Annotated in this window: 19 protein-coding genes, 3 tRNA genes and 1 pseudogene; 19 read left to right on the top strand and 4 right to left on the bottom strand. The window is 72.4% G+C overall.

Annotated elements, in window-relative coordinates:
• A complete protein-coding gene (locus ENKNEFLB_RS20300) occupies window positions 1–591 on the top strand; it encodes a DNA-3-methyladenine glycosylase I (protein WP_214057015.1) in 591 nt (196 codons plus the stop codon).
• 187 nt (window positions 592–778) lie between these two features.
• Here the strand turns inward: ENKNEFLB_RS20300 and ENKNEFLB_RS20295 are convergent, their stop codons facing one another.
• Window positions 779–1,612, bottom strand: a complete 834-nt coding sequence (locus ENKNEFLB_RS20295; RefSeq protein WP_214057014.1) for a thioesterase family protein — start codon at window positions 1,610–1,612, stop codon at window positions 779–781.
• Between the two features lie 33 nt (window positions 1,613–1,645).
• On the opposite strand from ENKNEFLB_RS20295, the gene ENKNEFLB_RS20290 reads away from it, so the two are divergent.
• The 6 genes and pseudogenes from ENKNEFLB_RS20290 (at window position 1,646) to ENKNEFLB_RS20265 (ending at window position 4,019) form a co-directional block, all read left to right on the top strand.
• A tRNA-Thr gene (locus ENKNEFLB_RS20290) sits at window positions 1,646–1,718 on the top strand.
• Window positions 1,719–1,769: 51 nt separating this feature from the next.
• A tRNA-Met gene (locus ENKNEFLB_RS20285) sits at window positions 1,770–1,846 on the top strand.
• Between the two features lie 40 nt (window positions 1,847–1,886).
• Window positions 1,887–2,057 carry a 50S ribosomal protein L33 gene (gene rpmG / locus ENKNEFLB_RS20280; RefSeq protein WP_160009761.1) on the top strand — a complete coding sequence of 57 codons (171 nt, stop codon included), beginning with the start codon at window positions 1,887–1,889 and terminating at the stop codon, window positions 2,055–2,057.
• A gap of 88 nt (window positions 2,058–2,145) precedes the next feature.
• The gene (locus ENKNEFLB_RS20275; RefSeq protein ID WP_214057013.1) at window positions 2,146–2,565 is read left to right on the top strand and encodes an FAS1-like dehydratase domain-containing protein; all 420 of its coding nucleotides are present in this window, start codon (window positions 2,146–2,148) and stop codon (window positions 2,563–2,565) included.
• Window positions 2,562–2,972 carry a MaoC/PaaZ C-terminal domain-containing protein gene (locus ENKNEFLB_RS20270; protein WP_214057012.1) on the top strand — a complete coding sequence of 137 codons (411 nt, stop codon included), beginning with the start codon at window positions 2,562–2,564 and terminating at the stop codon, window positions 2,970–2,972. Before ENKNEFLB_RS20275 ends, ENKNEFLB_RS20270 begins: the two co-directional genes overlap by 4 nt.
• Window positions 2,965–4,019: pseudogene (locus tag ENKNEFLB_RS20265) on the top strand (UDP-N-acetylmuramate dehydrogenase). The gene ENKNEFLB_RS20270 and the pseudogene ENKNEFLB_RS20265 overlap by 8 nt, the downstream one beginning before the upstream one ends.
• A gap of 16 nt (window positions 4,020–4,035) precedes the next feature.
• On the opposite strand, the gene ENKNEFLB_RS20260 reads toward ENKNEFLB_RS20265, so the two are convergent.
• Window positions 4,036–4,806, bottom strand: coding sequence for a phosphotransferase (locus ENKNEFLB_RS20260; protein ID WP_214057011.1), 771 nt, complete (start codon window positions 4,804–4,806; stop codon window positions 4,036–4,038).
• Between the two features lie 78 nt (window positions 4,807–4,884).
• Here ENKNEFLB_RS20260 and ENKNEFLB_RS20255 point away from each other — a divergent pair, with 78 nt between their 5' ends.
• Window positions 4,885–5,463, top strand: a complete 579-nt coding sequence (locus tag ENKNEFLB_RS20255) for a hypothetical protein (protein ID WP_214057010.1) — start codon at window positions 4,885–4,887, stop codon at window positions 5,461–5,463.
• Window positions 5,464–5,471: 8 nt separating this feature from the next.
• Here the strand turns inward: ENKNEFLB_RS20255 and ENKNEFLB_RS20250 are convergent, their stop codons facing one another.
• Both ENKNEFLB_RS20250 and ENKNEFLB_RS20245 read right to left on the bottom strand, forming a co-directional pair.
• A complete protein-coding gene (locus ENKNEFLB_RS20250; protein WP_214057009.1) occupies window positions 5,472–6,533 on the bottom strand; it encodes an adenosine deaminase in 1,062 nt (353 codons plus the stop codon).
• 1 nt (window position 6,534) lies between these two features.
• Entirely contained in the window at window positions 6,535–7,755 is a 1,221-nt protein-coding gene (locus tag ENKNEFLB_RS20245; RefSeq protein WP_214057008.1) for a pyridoxal phosphate-dependent aminotransferase, read from the bottom strand.
• A gap of 109 nt (window positions 7,756–7,864) precedes the next feature.
• Here ENKNEFLB_RS20245 and ENKNEFLB_RS20240 point away from each other — a divergent pair, with 109 nt between their 5' ends.
• The 11 genes from ENKNEFLB_RS20240 to ENKNEFLB_RS20190 all read left to right on the top strand — a co-directional run bounded on the left by ENKNEFLB_RS20240 (window position 7,865) and on the right by ENKNEFLB_RS20190 (window position 16,053).
• Complete coding sequence (locus ENKNEFLB_RS20240) at window positions 7,865–9,298, top strand: APC family permease (RefSeq protein ID WP_214057007.1); 1,434 nt, start codon at window positions 7,865–7,867, stop codon at window positions 9,296–9,298.
• A gap of 3 nt (window positions 9,299–9,301) precedes the next feature.
• The gene (locus ENKNEFLB_RS20235; RefSeq protein WP_214057006.1) at window positions 9,302–9,757 is read left to right on the top strand and encodes a universal stress protein; all 456 of its coding nucleotides are present in this window, start codon (window positions 9,302–9,304) and stop codon (window positions 9,755–9,757) included.
• 160 nt (window positions 9,758–9,917) lie between these two features.
• Window positions 9,918–9,990 (top strand) — tRNA-Trp (locus ENKNEFLB_RS20230).
• A 69-nt stretch (window positions 9,991–10,059) separates the two neighbouring features.
• Entirely contained in the window at window positions 10,060–10,320 is a 261-nt protein-coding gene (gene secE / locus ENKNEFLB_RS20225) for a preprotein translocase subunit SecE (RefSeq protein WP_214057005.1), read from the top strand.
• A 42-nt stretch (window positions 10,321–10,362) separates the two neighbouring features.
• Window positions 10,363–11,223 carry a transcription termination/antitermination protein NusG gene (gene nusG, locus ENKNEFLB_RS20220; RefSeq protein WP_246535693.1) on the top strand — a complete coding sequence of 287 codons (861 nt, stop codon included), beginning with the start codon at window positions 10,363–10,365 and terminating at the stop codon, window positions 11,221–11,223.
• 108 nt (window positions 11,224–11,331) lie between these two features.
• On the top strand, window positions 11,332–11,760 hold the full coding sequence (gene rplK, locus ENKNEFLB_RS20215; RefSeq protein ID WP_214057004.1) for a 50S ribosomal protein L11: 429 nt from the start codon (window positions 11,332–11,334) through the stop codon (window positions 11,758–11,760).
• A gap of 80 nt (window positions 11,761–11,840) precedes the next feature.
• Window positions 11,841–12,563, top strand: a complete 723-nt coding sequence (gene rplA, locus ENKNEFLB_RS20210) for a 50S ribosomal protein L1 (protein WP_160009736.1) — start codon at window positions 11,841–11,843, stop codon at window positions 12,561–12,563.
• Window positions 12,564–12,859: 296 nt separating this feature from the next.
• Window positions 12,860–13,513: a 50S ribosomal protein L10 gene (gene rplJ, locus ENKNEFLB_RS20205; RefSeq protein WP_214057003.1), complete on the top strand. Its 654-nt coding sequence runs from the start codon at window positions 12,860–12,862 to the stop codon at window positions 13,511–13,513.
• Between the two features lie 78 nt (window positions 13,514–13,591).
• The gene (rplL, locus tag ENKNEFLB_RS20200) at window positions 13,592–13,975 is read left to right on the top strand and encodes a 50S ribosomal protein L7/L12 (RefSeq protein ID WP_214057002.1); all 384 of its coding nucleotides are present in this window, start codon (window positions 13,592–13,594) and stop codon (window positions 13,973–13,975) included.
• A 335-nt stretch (window positions 13,976–14,310) separates the two neighbouring features.
• Window positions 14,311–15,264 (top strand): ABC transporter ATP-binding protein, encoded by a 954-nt coding sequence (locus tag ENKNEFLB_RS20195; protein WP_214057001.1) that lies wholly within the window; start codon window positions 14,311–14,313, stop codon window positions 15,262–15,264.
• Between the two features lie 3 nt (window positions 15,265–15,267).
• Window positions 15,268–16,053 (top strand): MlaE family ABC transporter permease, encoded by a 786-nt coding sequence (locus ENKNEFLB_RS20190; protein WP_214057000.1) that lies wholly within the window; start codon window positions 15,268–15,270, stop codon window positions 16,051–16,053.
• The last annotated feature ends 3 nt before the right edge of the window (window positions 16,054–16,056 follow it).

The following is a 16,056-nucleotide window of genomic DNA, read 5'->3' as shown; positions in this document are numbered from 1 at the left end:
ATGAGCTCCGGTCCGGTCGTCGGCGACGACGGCGTCGCCCGTTGCCCCTGGGGCTCCGGCGGAGGGATGATGCAGGAGTACCACGACACCGAGTGGGGCACCACAGTCGAGGGCGAGTCCGCCTACTTCGAGCGGCTGACGCTCGAGGCCTTCCAGTCCGGGCTGTCCTGGGCCACCATCCTGCGCAAGCGGCCCGCCTTCCGCGAGGCCTTCGCCGGCTTCGACGTCGACGCGGTGGCCGCCTTCGACGACGCCGACCGGGCGCGGCTGATGGCCGACGCCGGCATCGTCCGCAACCGCCGCAAGGTCGACGCCACCATCACCAACGCCGGCGCCACCGTGGCCCTGCGCGAGGCCGGCGACGTGGACGGCCTGGCGGGCCTCCTGCGGTCCTTCGCGCCGGCCGTGGGCCCGGCGCCCCGGACCGTCGAGGAGGTGCCCGCCACCTCGCCCGAGTCGCTCGCGCTCAGCAAGGAGCTCAAGCGGCGCGGGTTCGTCTTCGTCGGCCCGACCACGATGCACGCGCTGATGGAGGCGCTGGGGCTGGTCGACACCCACCTGCTGGGCTGCCACCGCCGCGGCGTGCGCTGAGGCCCGCCGGGCCCGTCCGGTGGTCGAGGTGCGAGGGCCGCTCGGCCCGAGACTCGAGACCTGGTGGGGGGTCTCGAGACGCTCGCTGTCGCTCGCTCCTCGACCACCGAGGGCTGGGCCCTTCGATGACAGCAGCGGATCGCTGCCACCGGGTGACAGTGATCCGCTGCTGTCCGTGTGGCGGCCGTCAGCGGCGGACGACGAGCAGCGTCTGCGCCGACCGCGCCACGAGCCCGTGGGCGTCGTGGACGGTCGACGTGGCGACCGCCACCGAGCCCGGGCCCAGCGTCGTCGCCGCGTCCAGGCAGACCCACTCGCCGACCGCGGGCCGCAGCACGTGCACGGTCAGCTCGGTGTTCAGGAAGGCCCAGTCCGCGATGTCGAGGGCGGCGCTCACCCCCGAGGCGGAGTCGACGCAGGCCAGCACCCGCTGCAGCGGCGAGGTCTCCTCCCCGGCCACCAGCCGGGGCGAGCGCATCCACACCTCACCGGTCCCGGGCTCGTCCAGCCCGCCGCGGACCCAGCGCCAGTCGACCGCGTCCAGGTAGCCGCCGCTCCACGACGGCGGGCGCGGGCGGCGTACGCCGTCCTCGGGACCGTGCGGGGGTGGCGGACCCACCTCGCCGGGACCGTCGTCCCGTGCGGGCAGCACCCAGGCGCGGGCGACGGCCACCGAGCGGTCCGAGGCGACGTCGTGCAGCGTCGCCTCGAGCAGCCGCACGCTGCGCCCGGGGCGCAGCACGGACGCCGTGACCGACAGCGGGCCGACCGCGACCGGCCCGAGCAGGTCGACGCTGATCCGGCCCACGACACCGCCGCCGGTGGCGGCTGCGAGGCGCTCCACGGCACGCCCCAGGAGGGCCGAGGGCGGCCCGCCGTGCTGGGCCGCGGCGGTCCACGGGCCGGCCGTCCAGGAGGTCGGCAGGACCCCTTCGGGGCCGCCCTCCGAGACGTCCCCGCAGGGGTCCGGGGGGGCCTCCACGAGGTCGTAGAAGTGGGGGGTGGGGGGCGATTTCACCATCGGTCCGACCTCTGTGTATGGTTCTGCGTCGTTGCCCCTTTAGCTCAGTCGGCAGAGCGTCTCCATGGTAAGGAGAAGGTCTACGGTTCGATTCCGTAAAGGGGCTCTGGGCGAGGTTTCCGGTCGAAGTATGATGGCCGGAGCACCTCGCGCTCGTGGCGGGGTAGCTCAGGTGGTTAGAGCACACGGCTCATAATCGTGGTGTCGCGGGTTCGAGTCCCGCCCCCGCTACCACCATCTCCGCACCGCAGCACCAACCGACTAAGGACTTCCCGTGGCCAGCAAGAGCTCCGACGTTCGCCCCAAGATCACTCTCGCCTGCGTGGAGTGCAAGGAGCGCAACTACATCACCAAGAAGAACCGGCGCAACAACCCCGACCGGCTCGAGATGGCGAAGTTCTGCCCGCGCTGCCGCCACCACCAGCCGCACCGCGAGACCCGCTGACTCCTGCTCCACCGACAGGCCCGCCGCGACACCGCGGCGGGCCTCGTCGCGTCTTCGGGGCGCTGCGTCGGGCACTAGGCTCGGTCCCATGCCCGTGGACCCCTCCCTGGTCGGCCGCTCCTTCGCGCCGACCGAGCCCTATGCCGTCGCCGAGGAACGCGTGCGCGAGTTCGCCGCGACGATCGGCCACCCCTACGACGGGGGTGCGGCGCCCGCCACCTTCCCGATCGTGCTCGCCTTCGAGGCGATGAACGCGTTCCTGGCCGAGGTCGGCGTCGAGCTGTCGCGGATCGTGCACGGCGAGCAGCGGTTCACCTACGAGCGGCCCGTGGTCCCCGGTGACGTCCTGACCGCCGGGCTGACCGTCTCCTCGCTGCGCCAGATCGGCGGCAACGACATCATCGGCACGACCAGCGAGGTCACCGACGCCTCGGGCGCGCTGGTCTGCGCGACGAGCGCGACGCTGGTCCACCGCGGCACCGCCGGCACCGCCGGGGCCGACGCATGAGCGCCGCGCTGGCGGTCGGCGACGTCCTGGAGACCCGCCGCTACCCCGTGACCCGCGCCGACCTGGTCCGCTACGCCGGCGCCAGCGGCGACCAGAACCCGATCCACTGGTCGGACCGCGTGGCCACCGCCGTCGGCCTGCCCGGCGTGATCGCCCACGGCATGGTCACCCTGGCCCTCGCCGCCCGCGCGGTCGCGGAGTGGACCGACGGCGCCGAGGTGGTCGAGCTGGGTGCCAAGTTCACCAACCCGGTCCTCGTGCCCGACGACGACACCGGCGCCCTGGTCGAGGTCGGCGCCGTGGTCAAGAAGGTCGAGGACGGCCGCGCCACCCTCGCGCTCGAGGTCACCTGCGGCGGCCAGAAGGTGCTCGGCGCCCCCAAGGCGGTCGTGCGGGTCGATGGCTGACCGCGTCCCGGGGGCCCTGCTGTCCGAGCACACGACGCTGCGCCTCGGCGGTCCCGCGGCCGAGCTGGTCCGCGCCACCACCGAGGAGCAGCTGGTCGACGCCGTCCGCGACGCCGACGAGCACGGCGTCCCGGTCCTCGTCCTCGGGGCGGCAGCAACCTGGTCGTGGCCGACGAGGGGTTCGAGGGCCGCGTCGTCGAGGTCGCGACCCGGGGGGTGCACCCGGACCACGACGGCGACGACCCCACCTGCGGCGGCGTCGTGGTCAGGGTGGCCGCGGGAGAGCCCTGGGACGACCTCGTCGCCACCGCCGTCGGGCGCGGCTGGGTCGGCCTCGAGGCGCTCTCGGGCATCCCGGGGTCCGTCGGCGCCTCCCCGGTGCAGAACGTCGGGGCCTACGGGCAGGAGGTCGCCCAGACCGTCAGCCGGGTCCGTGCCTGGGACCGCCACGAGGGCCGCCTGCGCACCTTCGCCGGCGTCGACTGCGAGTTCGCCTACCGCCACTCCCGCTTCAAGGCCGAGCCCGGCCGGTACGTCGTGCTCACCGTCGACTTCCAGCTCCCGCTCGGGAGCCTGGGCGCCCCGGTGACCTACGCCGAGCTGGCCCGCACCCTCGGCGTCGATCCGGGCGAGCGGGCGCCCCTCGGGGAGGTCCGCGACGCGGTCCTGGGGCTGCGCCGCGGCAAGGGCATGGTGCTCGACGCCGACGACCACGACTCCTGGAGCGCCGGGTCCTTCTTCACCAACCCCGTCGTCGACGCCGACCGGGTCCCCGACGGGGCGCCGGCGTGGCCCGCCGGCGAGGGACGGGCCAAGACCAGCGCCGCGTGGCTGATCCAGCACGCCGGCTTCGACCGTGGCCACCTCCCGGCCGGCGGCAGCGGGTCGGTCTCGTTGTCCACCAAGCACACCCTGGCCCTGACCAACCGCGGCGGAGCGACCACCGACGAGCTGCTGGTGCTGGCCCGCGAGGTGCGCGACGGCGTCGAGGCGGCGTACGGGATCCGGCTGGTCAACGAGCCGGTCCTCGTCGGCTGCGCCCTGTAGGAGGCAGCCGCGGGGCTCAGGCGCGCAGCCACCGCTCCCGCAGGAAGGCCCGGTCCGTGCCGATGTCGAGGACGTACCCGGCGTCGAGGAAGTGCCGCCACGGGTGCACGCCGGCCCCGCCCCAGGTCAGGGTGCGCTCCAGGTCGAGCCCCATCAGGTCGTCGAGGACCTCGAGCAGGTCCCGGGGCCGGCAGCCGGCGTGCTCGGCGACCACGGCGAGGCGCCGGTCGAGGTCGGGCTCGCCGTCGAAGCCGCACGCGGCCCACCGGGTCGGCCGCACCGGCAGGACGTACCAGCACAGCTGCGCGAGGTCCCACAGCGGCGGGGACGGCTCGAGGTAGTCCCAGTCGATGATCCCGGTCAGCCGGTCCCCGCTCCACACCGTGTTCCACAGCCCCAGGTCGCCGTGGCGCAGGGTGGTGCTGCCCGGTCCCGGCACGCCCCCGTGGCGCCACACGTCGTCGGGTCGGGCCTCGTACGTCGCCAGCGCCGCGCCCAGGCCGACGACCGCGGCCGCGGCCTGGTGCACGCCGTCCTCCCGCAGCAGCGCCGCCGGCCAGGGGCGGGCGGCGGTGGTCCCGGGAAGCCAGGAGACGACCTCGCGGCCACGGTCGTCGGTGCCCAGCGGGGCCGGCGACAGGTCGAAGCCCTCGGCCCGCAGGTGGGCCAGCACGCGCTGGACGCTCGGGGTCCACGCCCCGGCGGTGCGGTGGACGGTGTCGCCGACCCGGACGACCTCGTTCACCTCGCCCCCGGCCAGGGGGACCTCGACCTCGTCCTCGTCCATCGCGACGGCAGTCAACCACGGCCCGCAGGCCGGGCGCGGGGCTTGCGCCCGACCGTGGGGGCGGGGGAGGTTGTCGCCGTGCGCGCCGCCCCCTCCCTGACCGCAGCCCTCGCCGGCTCCCTGCTCCTGCCGGTCGTCGCGGCCGGCCCGTCCGGCGCGGCCGAGGTGGTGTCGACCTCCTCGGACCAGCGCGGCGACGTCAGCATCGCCCGCGACGTGCCGGGCCTCTCGGACCGCAACCGTCGCAGCATCGACCTGAGCGGCCTGGAGGTGCGCCGCACCGCCGCGGGCGGTCTCCGGCTCGCCGCCGACCTGGCCCGGCTGGCTCCGGCGGACGCACGGTGGGACCAGCTGCTCGTGGTCCGGCTGCGCGACCGGGACGAGGACGGGTCGACCCGGATCTTCGTCACCTCGGTGCCGGGTCAGGCGCCGTCGGTCGCCAGCCGCACCACCGACGACGCCGGGACGGAGGTGACGTGCGAGGTCGGGGTGGTCCGGGCCGAGCGCTCCGCCACCGTCGTGGCCCGCGTCCCGGCCGCGTGCGCCGCCCCCGCACGCGCCCGTGGCACCCTCCAGGTCGTCACGACCCGCACCGGGGAGGACCAGCGGCCCTGGTCCGGCGACCAGCTCCGGGTCCGCCCGTTGCGCCCGGTCTGAGAGCAGGCTCAGGCCGGGGCGGCCAGCCAGTCGTCGATCCCGGCCAGCAGCCGCGCCCGGACGTCGTCGGGGGCCGCGCTGGCCCGCACCGACATCCGGGCCAGCCCGGCCAGGGCGTCGTCGTCGAGGTCGTGGGCGGCGCGCATGGTCGCGTACTGCCCGGCCAGCCGTGAGCCGAACAGCAGCGGGTCGTCCGAGCCCAGGGCGACGGTGGCGCCGGCCTCCAGCAGCGTCGGCACCGGCACCGAGGACAGGTCGGAGTAGACGCCGAGCGAGACGTTCGAGACCGGGCAGACCTCGAGCGCGATGCCCGCGTCGACCACCCGGGCCAGCAGGTCCGGGTCCTCGGCCGAGCGGACGCCGTGCCCGAGCCGGGCCGGGCGCAGGACGTCCAGGCAGGTGCGCACGTGCTCGGGGCCGCGCAGCTCGCCGCCGTGCGGCAGCAGGAGCAGGCCGGCGCGTCCGGCGATGGCGAAGGCGGCCGCGAAGTCCGTGGTGGTGCCGCGCCGCTCGTCGTTGGACAGCCCGAAGCCGACCACGCCGCGCCCGGCGTACTGCGCCGCGAGGCGGGCCAGGGTGCGGGCGTCCAGCGGGTGGCGGGTGCGGTTGGCCGCGACGACGACCGCCACCCCGACCCCGGTGGAGGCCGTGGCCTCCCGGGCGGCGTCGAGGACGAGGTCGAGGAAGGCGGTGATGCCCCCGAAGCGGGCCGCGTACCCGCTGGGGTCGACCTGGATCTCCAGCCACCCGCCGCCGTCGGCCGCGTCGTCCTCGGCCGCCTCCCGCACCAGCCGCCGGACGTCGTCCTCGGTGCGCAGCACCGACCGCGCGACGTCGTAGAGCCGCTGGAAGCGGAACCAGCCCTTCTCGTCCGCCGCGCTCAGCTGGGGCGGCCACCCCGAGACCAGCGAGTCCGGCAGCGCGATCCCGTCCCGCGCCGCGAGCTCGAGCAGCGTGTCGTGCCGCATCGACCCGGTGAAGTGCAGGTGCAGGTGGGCCTTGGGCAGCGTCCGGACGTCGCGGGCCGCGTTGGTCGAGGAGTGAGCGCCAGCGAACGTCTCGAGACCCACGTCAGCCGAAGAGCTTCTGCAGCCGGCTGACGCCCTCGACGAGGTCCTCGTCGCCCAGGGCGTAGGACAGCCGCAGGTAGCCCGGCGAGCCGAACGCCTCGCCCGGCACCACCGCCACCTCGGCCTGCTCCAGGATCCACTCGGCCAGCTCGGCCGAGGTGTCGATGCGGACGCCGCCGTGCTCGCGACCCAGCAGCCCCTTCACCGACGGGTAGGCGTAGAACGCCCCGAGCGGGGTCGGGCAGACGACGCCGTCGATCTCGTTCAGCATCGACACGATCAGCCGGCGGCGCCGGTCGAAGGCCGTCTTCATCTCCTCGACCGCGGTCAGGTCGCCGGTCAGGGCGGCGATCGCCGCCCGCTGCGAGACGTTGGCGACGTTCGAGGTCGCGTGCGACTGCAGGTTCGTGGCCGCCTTGACGACGTCCTTCGGGCCGATCATCCAGCCGACCCGCCAGCCGGTCATCGCGTAGGTCTTGGCCACGCCGTTGACGACCACGCACTGGTCGACCAGGTCGGGGCACAGCACCGGCATCGAGCCGGTCTCGACGCCGTCGTAGACCAGGTGCTCGTAGATCTCGTCGGTCAGCACCCACAGACCGTGCTCGGCCACCCAGGCGCCGATCTCGCGGATCTCGTCGGCGGTGTAGACCGCGCCGGTCGGGTTGGACGGCGAGACGAAGAGGAGCACCTTCGTCCGCTCGGTGCGCGCCGCCTCCAGCTGCGCGACGGTCACCTTGTAGTCCTGGGTCTCGTCGGCCAGCACCTCGACCGGGCGGCCGCCGGCCAGGGCGATCGCCTCGGGGTAGGTCGTCCAGTAGGGCGCGGGCAGGATCACCTCGTCGCCGGGGTCGAGCATCGCGGCGAAGGCGCCGTAGATGGCCTGCTTGCCGCCGTTGGTGACCAGCACCTGCGCCGGCTCGACCACCAGGCCGCTGTCGCGGCGGGTCTTGTCGACGATGGCCTGCTTCAGCTCCGGCAGGCCGCCGGCGGGGGAGTAGCGGTGGTTGCGCGGGTCGCGGCAGGCCTCGACCGCGGCGTCCACGACGTAGGCCGGGGTCGGGAAGTCGGGCTCCCCGGCGCCGAACCCGACGACCGGTCGGCCCTCCGCCTTGAGCGCCTTGGCCTTGGAGTCGACCTTGAGCGTCGCGGACTCGGCGATCGCGCCCACCCGGGCGGAGACGCGGCGCTCGCGGGGGCTGACGGCTTCGGGGGTGCTCATGCGCGCCATCGTAGAGGCGGCCCCGACCAGGGGGGTCGTTGACATCGGTGCGTGGGACCGGTCGGATGACGCATCACCGTCGACCAGCCGATGCATCCGGGGAGCACGCATGACGGCAGAACCCACCACCAGTGCAGGTCCTGCCGGTGACAGCGAGCTCAAGCGCTCCATCACCGGCCGGCTGCTCTTCTTCTACGTGCTCGGCGACGTGCTGGGCTCCGGCATCTACGTGCTCATCGGCGCGGTCGCCGCCGTCGTCGGCGGCGCGTTCTGGATCGCCTTCGGCGTGGGCGTCACCGTCGCCACCATCACCGGCCTGGCCTACGCCGAGCTGGTCACCAAGTACCCGCAGGCCGCGGGTGCCGCGCTCTACGTCAACAAGGCCTTCAAGAACCGCACCCTGACCTTCGTGGTCACGATCTGCGCGCTCAGCGCGGTGTTCGCCGCCGCCGGGTCGCTGGCCACGGGCTTCGCGACGTACTTCGACTCGGTCTGGTCGCTGCCGCCCGCACTGCTCGTCTCGGTCGCCTTCATCCTCGTGCTCGCGGTGGTCAACTACATCGGGATCACCGAGTCGGTGGTCATCAACATGGTGATGACCGTCGTCGAGGTCGTCGGCCTGGTGATCGTGCTGGCCATCGGCGTGGTCTTCGTCGCCCGCGGCGACGCCGACTTCGGGGGGCTGGTCGAGTTCTCCACGGACGGCAACGTCACCTGGGCGATCGTGGCCGGCGTGGCGCTGGCCTTCTTCGCGATGACCGGCTTCGAGAACGCCGCCAACGTGGCGGAGGAGACCGTCGACCCCGCGACGACCTTCCCCAAGGCCCTGGTCGGCGGGATGGTCTGCGCCGGCGTCATCTACGTCCTGGTCGCGATGACCGCCGAGCTGGTGGTCGGCGCCGGGACCCTGGCGGCCGCCTCCGACGCGGGTGAGCCGTCCCTGCTCGAGGTGGTCAAGGCCGACGTCCTGCCGGTCTCGGTGACCCTGTTCGCGATCATCGCGATGGTCGCGATCACCAACACCACGCTGGTGGCGGTCGTCACGCAGTCACGGATCCTCTACGGCATGGCCCGCGAGGACGTCGTGCCCGGCGTCTTCGCCACGGTCCACCCGACGCGGCGCAGCCCCTGGGTGGCGCTGATCCTGTCGGCGGTCGTGGTCGTCGGGCTGCTGGTCGTCGGCGACGTGCTGGGCCGGCTCGGCCTGGACATCGACCTGATCACCACGCTCGCCAACGTCACCGTGCTGCTGCTCCTGGTCATCTACGCCCTGGTGATCCTCTCCGCCTTCAAGCTGCGCGGGGACGCCGACACGGGCTCGGGGTCGACGTTCAGGGCCCCGACGCCGTTGCTGGCGGTCGGCCTCGTCGGCAACGCGGTGCTCGCCGTGTACGTCGTGGTCGACGACTGGACCTCCCTGCTGTGGTGCGGCGGCCTGATCGGCGTCGGTCTCGTGCTCTTCGTGGCCGAGAAGGCGTTCGGCAGCCGCACCCGTCCGCCCGGCGCCCCGCCGAGCATCGCCGACCCGACCGGAGGAGCCTGAGCCATGCACGTCATCGTCACGACCGACGGCAGCAAGCAGTCGCTGGCCGCCGCCCGCAAGCTGAAGTCCTTCGCCGACCCCGCGAAGATCTCCGACGTCTCGGTCGTCGCGGTGATCCGGCCGTTCGCGGCGGTCGCCTTCGCCGACGACGTCAGCGAGGCCGACCAGCGCACGGCCGTCGCCCAGGAGTCCGGGTTCCGCGAGGCCGCGCAGGCGGCGCTGGCCACGGTCGCGGCCCAGTTCGACGGGTGGGGTCCCCAGGTGCACACCCGGCTGCGGTCCGGCTCGCCGGCCAAGGAGATCATCAAGGCCGCCAAGCAGCTCGACGCCGGCCTGGTGGTCATCGCCAGCGGCGGGCGGGGCCTGTCCGACACCGTCCTGCTGGGCAGCACCGCCCAGCGGGTGCAGCAGTACGCGCCCTGCCCCGTGCTCGTGGTGCGTCCGGCGCGCAAGCGTTGAGGCCGCCCCGGGCCCGGCCCGGGCGGCCCGGGCGCCCGGTGCGTTTGGACGCGCCGTTCCCCTTGCCCGTAGACTCCACCACGGTGGACTCGTCGCCATGCTCCGTCATGCCCTCGCAGCAGGACCCGCGGGGGGCGGAGACCGGTCACGGGACCATCGGAGGGCACTAGCTCAACTGGCAGAGCATCGGTCTCCAAAACCGAAGGTTGGGGGTTCAAGTCCCTCGTGCCCTGCGAAGCAACCAAGCCGGCCCGGCTCCCCGACCAGGGGGGTCGTCGCCGTACGACGAGAGGTGTGAGGACGTGGCGGACAGTGACACCGTGCGCGGGTCGCGCGACGGCGGGTCCGACGAGGACAAGCCCAAGCGCACCAGCCTGGTGACCTTCTACCGCCAGGTGGTCGCGGAGCTGCGCAAGGTCGTGTGGCCCACGCAGGAGCAGCTGGTTACCTACTTCTTCGTGGTGATGGTCTTCGTCATCGTGATGATGGCGCTGATCTCCGCCCTCGACCTCGGGTTCGGCCGGCTGGCCTTCGCGGTCTTCACCGGCAACGCCGAGCAGTGAGACCAGGGTCGCGCGCGCCGCGGCCCCCACGAACCCCCTGAGATGGAGCAACGAGTGTCGGAGTACCAGGACGTCGAGGGCCAGGTCGAGGACCAGGCCCTCACGGACAGCAGCAACGAGGGACTCGTCGAGACCGTCGAGATGCCCGGTGAGGTCGTCGAGCCGCTCGACCACACCGAGGACGGCGACCTCGAGGCCACCCTCGGCGAGGAGGCCCTCGCCGACGGCGACGAGGTCCCCGTCGAGGACCCGGACGCCGAGCCCGAGGAGATCGACCCTCTCGAGGAGTTCCGCCGCGAGCTGTGGCTCAAGCCGGGCGACTGGTTCGTAGTCCACACCTACTCGGGCATGGAGAACCGCGTCCGCCAGAACCTCGAGAACCGCATCATCTCCTTGAACATGGAGGACTACATCCACGAGATCGTGGTCCCCACCGAGGAGGTCGCCGAGATCAAGAACGGCCAGCGCAAGATGGTCAAGCGCACCGTCCTGCCCGGCTACGTCCTGGTCCGCATGGACCTCACCGACGAGTCCTGGTCGGCCGTGCGCCACACGCCCTCGGTCACCGGCTTCGTCGGCCACAGCCACCAGCCCGTGCCGCTGAGCATGAGCGAGGTCGAGAACATGCTGGCCCCCGCCGTGGTGGCCCAGGCCGAGGCCGCGGCGGCCGCCGCCGGCGAGGGCGACAAGTCCAAGGGCGGCGCCACCAAGTCCGCCCGCCCCGTCGAGGTCGCCGACTTCGACGTCAGCGACTCGGTCATGGTCGTCGACGGTCCGTTCGCCACGTTGCACGCGACGATCACCGAGATCAACGCCGAGTCCCAGCGCGTCAAGGCGCTGGTCGAGATCTTCGGCCGGGAGACCCCGGTCGAGCTGAGCTTCAGCCAGATCCAGAAGGTCTGAGGCACCCCGCGCCCGGGCCACGCCCCGGGTCGCGGCGCACCACGTGCACCACCCGAGGTGGCAGAGGACGCGAGTCCTCGTCATGACCACGAGAGAGAAAGAGAAACCATGCCTCCCAAGAAGAAGATCGCTGCGCTGGTCAAGGTGCAGCTGCAGGCCGGCGCCGCGACCCCCGCGCCCCCGGTCGGTACGGCGCTGGGTCCCCACGGCGTCAACATCATGGAGTTCTGCAAGGCCTACAACGCCCAGACCGAGGCGATGCGCGGCAACGTGATCCCCGTCGAGATCACCATCTTCGAGGACCGGTCCTTCACCTTCGTCACGAAGACCCCGCCGGCCGCCGAGCTGATCAAGAAGGCCGCCGGCCTGCAGCGCGGCTCCGGTGTGCCGCACAAGGAGAAGGTCGGCAAGCTGACCAAGGACCAGGTCCGCGAGATCGCCACGACCAAGCTGCCGGACCTGAACGCCAACGACATCGACGCCGCCATGAAGATCGTCGAGGGCACCGCCCGCTCGATGGGCGTCACGACCGACTGACCCACCGCTCCACCCCCGTGGCAGGGCCGCGCTGGCCCGCCGACCACACCTGGACGACAACGAGAAGAGAAGAGCCAGACATGCAGCGCAGCAAGACCTACCGCGCGGCGGCCGAGTCCTTTGACCGGGACGAGGTCTTCAGCCCCCTGAAGGCCATCGGGATCGCCAAGACCGCGAGCAAGAAGAAGTTCGACGAGACCGTCGACGTCGTCATGCGCCTCGGGGTCGACCCCCGCAAGGCCGACCAGATGGTGCGCGGCACCGTCAACCTGCCCCACGGCACCGGCAAGACCGCCAAGGTCCTGGTGTTCGCGGCCGGCGACAAGGCCGAGGCCGCCCGCGCCGCGGGCGCCGACGAGGTTGGCGCCGACGAGCTCATCGAGAAGGTGGCCGGCGGCTACCTGGACTTCGACGCCGTCGTCGCCACCCCGGACATGATGGGCAAGGTCGGTCGCCTCGGGCGCGTGCTCGGGCCCCGCGGCCTGATGCCGAACCCGAAGACCGGCACCGTGACCCCGGACCCGGCCAAGGCCGTGACCGACATCAAGGGCGGCAAGATCGAGTTCCGCGTCGACCGTCACGCCAACCTGCACTTCATCATCGGCAAGGCCTCCTTCGACGAGGCCCAGCTGGCGGAGAACTACGCCGCCGCCCTCGAGGAGGTGCTGCGGCTCAAGCCGGCCAGCTCCAAGGGCCGCTACGTGCGCAAGGTGACGCTGTCGACGACGATGGGCCCCGGGGTCCAGGTCGACCCGAACCGCGTGCGCAACGTCGCCGGCGACGACGACGCCCCGCAGGTCTGAACCACCGCACCACCTGCACCACCTGCACCGCCACGGCCCGGTCACCCCTCACGGGTGGCCGGGCCGATTTGGTGCGCGGGCCGGGCCCGCGTACTGTTCACCACGCAACCAGAGACCGCCGGTCGTCCCGCCCCCGTGGCAGGACCGAAGGTTCCGCAGCAGCGGACGTCCAGCGCAGGCCACGAAGTCAGACCCGCAGCGGCACCGCCCGCCGCGCCAGTCCACGCCTCGAGCCCGCGCTCGGGGCGTTTCGCATCTGAGGACCCGCCCGGTGGTCGCCCACCGGAAGGAGACCCATGGCGCGGCCAGACAAGCAGGCAGCCGTGGCGGAGATCGTCGAGTCATTCAACGAGTCCGCCGGCGCTGTCCTGACTGATTACCGCGGTCTCACCGTCAAGGAGCTGCAGGACCTGCGGCGCGCCTTGGGTGAGGACGCCTCCTACGCCGTGGTCAAGAACACGCTGACCAAGATCGCCGCTGCCGAGGCCGGCATGGCCGGGTTCGACGAGCTGCTCGTCGGTCCGACCGCCATCGCCTTCATCAACGGAGACGTGGTCGAGGCCGCCAAGGGCCTGCGTGACTTCGCCAAGGCTCACCCCGCCCTGATCATCAAGGGCGGGTTCCTGGACGGTGCGGCGCTGAGTGCGTCCGAGGTGGCCAAGCTGGCCGACCTCGAGTCGCGCGAGGTGCTGCTCGGCAAGATGGCCGGCGCGATGCTCGCGTCGCTCACCAACGCCGCCGCCCTGTTCCAGGCCCCCCTCAGCCAGGCCGCCCGCGTCGCGGGTGCGCTGCAGGCCAAGGCTGCGGAGGACCCCTCGATCCTCGCTGGTGGTGCCGGCACGCCGGCTGCCGCCGAGGACGCCCCCGTCGACACCGCGGAGGAGACCGAGGTGGCCCCCGAGGCCGCCGAGGACGCCCCCGCCGCCGAGGGCGAGACCGCCGAGGCCTGACGGCCCGGCACCACCGACGAAGCAAACCCCCGGCCCGGGTCGACCGACGCGGGCCACCGACTGGAAGGAACCGCCACCATGGCGAAGCTCAGCACCGACGAGCTGCTCGACGCGTTCAAGGAGATGACGCTGATCGAGCTCTCCGAGTTCGTGAAGCAGTTCGAGGACACCTTCGGCGTCACCGCGGCCGCTCCGGTCGCCGTCGCCGCCGCGCCCGCCGCCGGTGGTGCCGCGGAGGAGGCCGTCGAGCAGGACGAGTTCGACGTCATCCTCGAGGCCGCCGGCGAGAAGAAGATCAACGTGATCAAGGAGGTGCGCGCCCTGACCTCCCTCGGCCTGAAGGAGGCCAAGGAGCTCGTGGAGTCCGCCCCCAAGGCGATCATCGAGAAGACCACGAAGGAGGCTGCTCAGAAGGCCAAGGAGCAGCTCGAGGGCGCCGGCGCGTCCGTCACCGTCAAGTGACGCACGCCTGACACCCGGTCCGCCTCGGCGGACCACGCTGCGGCAGCAGCACACCGCCACGGGGCGGGCACCTCACCGGTGCCCGCCCCGTCGTGCGTCCCGCCCGTGTCACGGAGGGTGGTCGCAGGAGAGTTCGCGCAGGTCGGAGGGGTGAGCGGCCGCTCCGGGCCGGTTGGGGTCACGAGTGTGCACCGAAGACTCGAGAAAACGTGACGTGCGTCAAGTCAACGCGTAACCTCGCCGCGTCGCCGGCGTTGTTACCTGTCGGTGACACGGCGCGCGCCCGGCAACCCGGCGCGGGTCATGGGGCCACGAGATCGAGGGAGGCACACGCGATGGGCGTGGAGATCAAGGTCGAGCACCTGACCAAGTCGTTCGGCAAGCAGCTGATCTGGGGAGACGTGACCCTCACGATCCCGGCCGGCGAGATCTGCGTGATGCTCGGTCCCTCGGGCACGGGCAAGTCGGTGTTCCTCAAGACGCTGATCGGGCTGCTCAAGCCCGACCGGGGCTCGGTGATCATCGAGGGCACCGACATCGCCACCTGCCCCGAGCGCGAGCTCTACGAGATCCGCAAGCTCTTCGGCGTGCTGTTCCAGGACGGCGCGATGTTCGGCTCGATGAACCTCTACGACAACATCGCCTTCCCGCTGCGCGAGCACACGAAGAAGTCCGAGTCCGAGGTCCGCGACGTCGTCATGGAGAAGCTCGACCTCGTCGGCCTGCTCGGCACCGAGGACAAGCTGCCCGGCGAGATCTCCGGCGGCATGCGCAAGCGTGCGGGCCTGGCCCGCGCCCTGGTGCTGGACCCCGAGATCGTCCTCTTCGACGAGCCCGACTCCGGTCTCGACCCGGTGCGCACCTCGTTCCTGAACCAGCTGATCGTCGACCTCAACGCCCAGATCGACGCGACGTTCCTGATCGTCACCCACGACATCAACACGGCCCGGACGGTGCCGGACAACATCGGGCTGCTCTACCACAAGCACCTGGCCATGTTCGGTCCGCGCGAGATGCTGCTGAGCTCCGAGGAGCCGGTCGTGCGCCAGTTCCTGAACGCCCAGAAGGTCGGCCCGATCGGCATGTCGGAGGAGAAGGACGCCGACGAGCTCGCGGCCGAGTCCGACCAGGACCTGCCGGCGCTGCCCCCGATCCCGATGCAGCTCGAGCCCTCCAACGGCATCCCGCGCCGCAGCCAGCGCGAGCCCGGCGCCTGGTGCGAGGAGAACGGCATCACCCCGCCCCCCGGTTCGTTCGACCAGAACATGTCCATGACCACGGGGGCCTGATCGGTGTCGTCGCTGACCAGCGCGAAGTTCCTGCGGCCCGTCGGCGCGGCCGGGACCCTCTTCGCCTTCGCGCTCGACGTGGGACGGGCCCTGTTCCGGCGGCCGTTCCAGACCCGCGAGTTCATCCAGCAGGCCTGGTTCGTGGCCTCGGTGACGATCGTGCCGACCGCCCTGGTCGCCATCCCGTTCGGCGCGGTGATCGCGCTGCAGGTCGGAGGGCTGATCCGGCAGTTCGGGGCGCAGTCCTTCACCGGCTCGGCCTCGGTGCTCGCGGTGGTGCAGCAGGCCGCCCCGATCGCGACGGCCCTGCTGATCGCGGGTGCCGGCGGCTCGGCGATCGCCGCCGACCTCGGCGCGCGCAAGATCCGCGAGGAGCTCGACGCGATGATGGTGCTGGGCATCGACCCGATCCAGCGCCTCGTGGTGCCCCGCGTCCTGGGCTGCATGCTCGTCGCGGTGTTCCTCAACGGCATGGTCAGCGTGGTCGGCGTGGCCGGCGGCTACGTCTTCAACGTCGGGCTGCAGGGCGGTACGCCGGGGGCGTACATCGCCAGCTTCACCGCGCTCGCGCAGCTGCCCGACCTCTGGGTGGGCCTGGTCAAGGCGCTGATCTTCGGGCTGATCGCGGCGATCGTGGCCGCGTACAAGGGGATGAACGCCGGTGGCGGCCCCAAGGGCGTGGGCGACGCCGTCAACGAGTCCGTGGTCATCACCTTCGTGCTGCTGTTCATCGTGAACTTCATCATCAGCGCCATCTACCTCCAAGTCGTCCCACCGAAGACGGGCTGAGCC

The sequence above is a fragment of the Nocardioides aquaticus genome (genome assembly GCF_018459925.1).
Lineage (GTDB): Bacteria > Actinomycetota > Actinomycetes > Propionibacteriales > Nocardioidaceae > Nocardioides > Nocardioides aquaticus.
The sequence above is the reverse complement of the archived record's forward strand: the minus strand, read 5'-3'. Positions and strand labels throughout refer to the sequence as shown.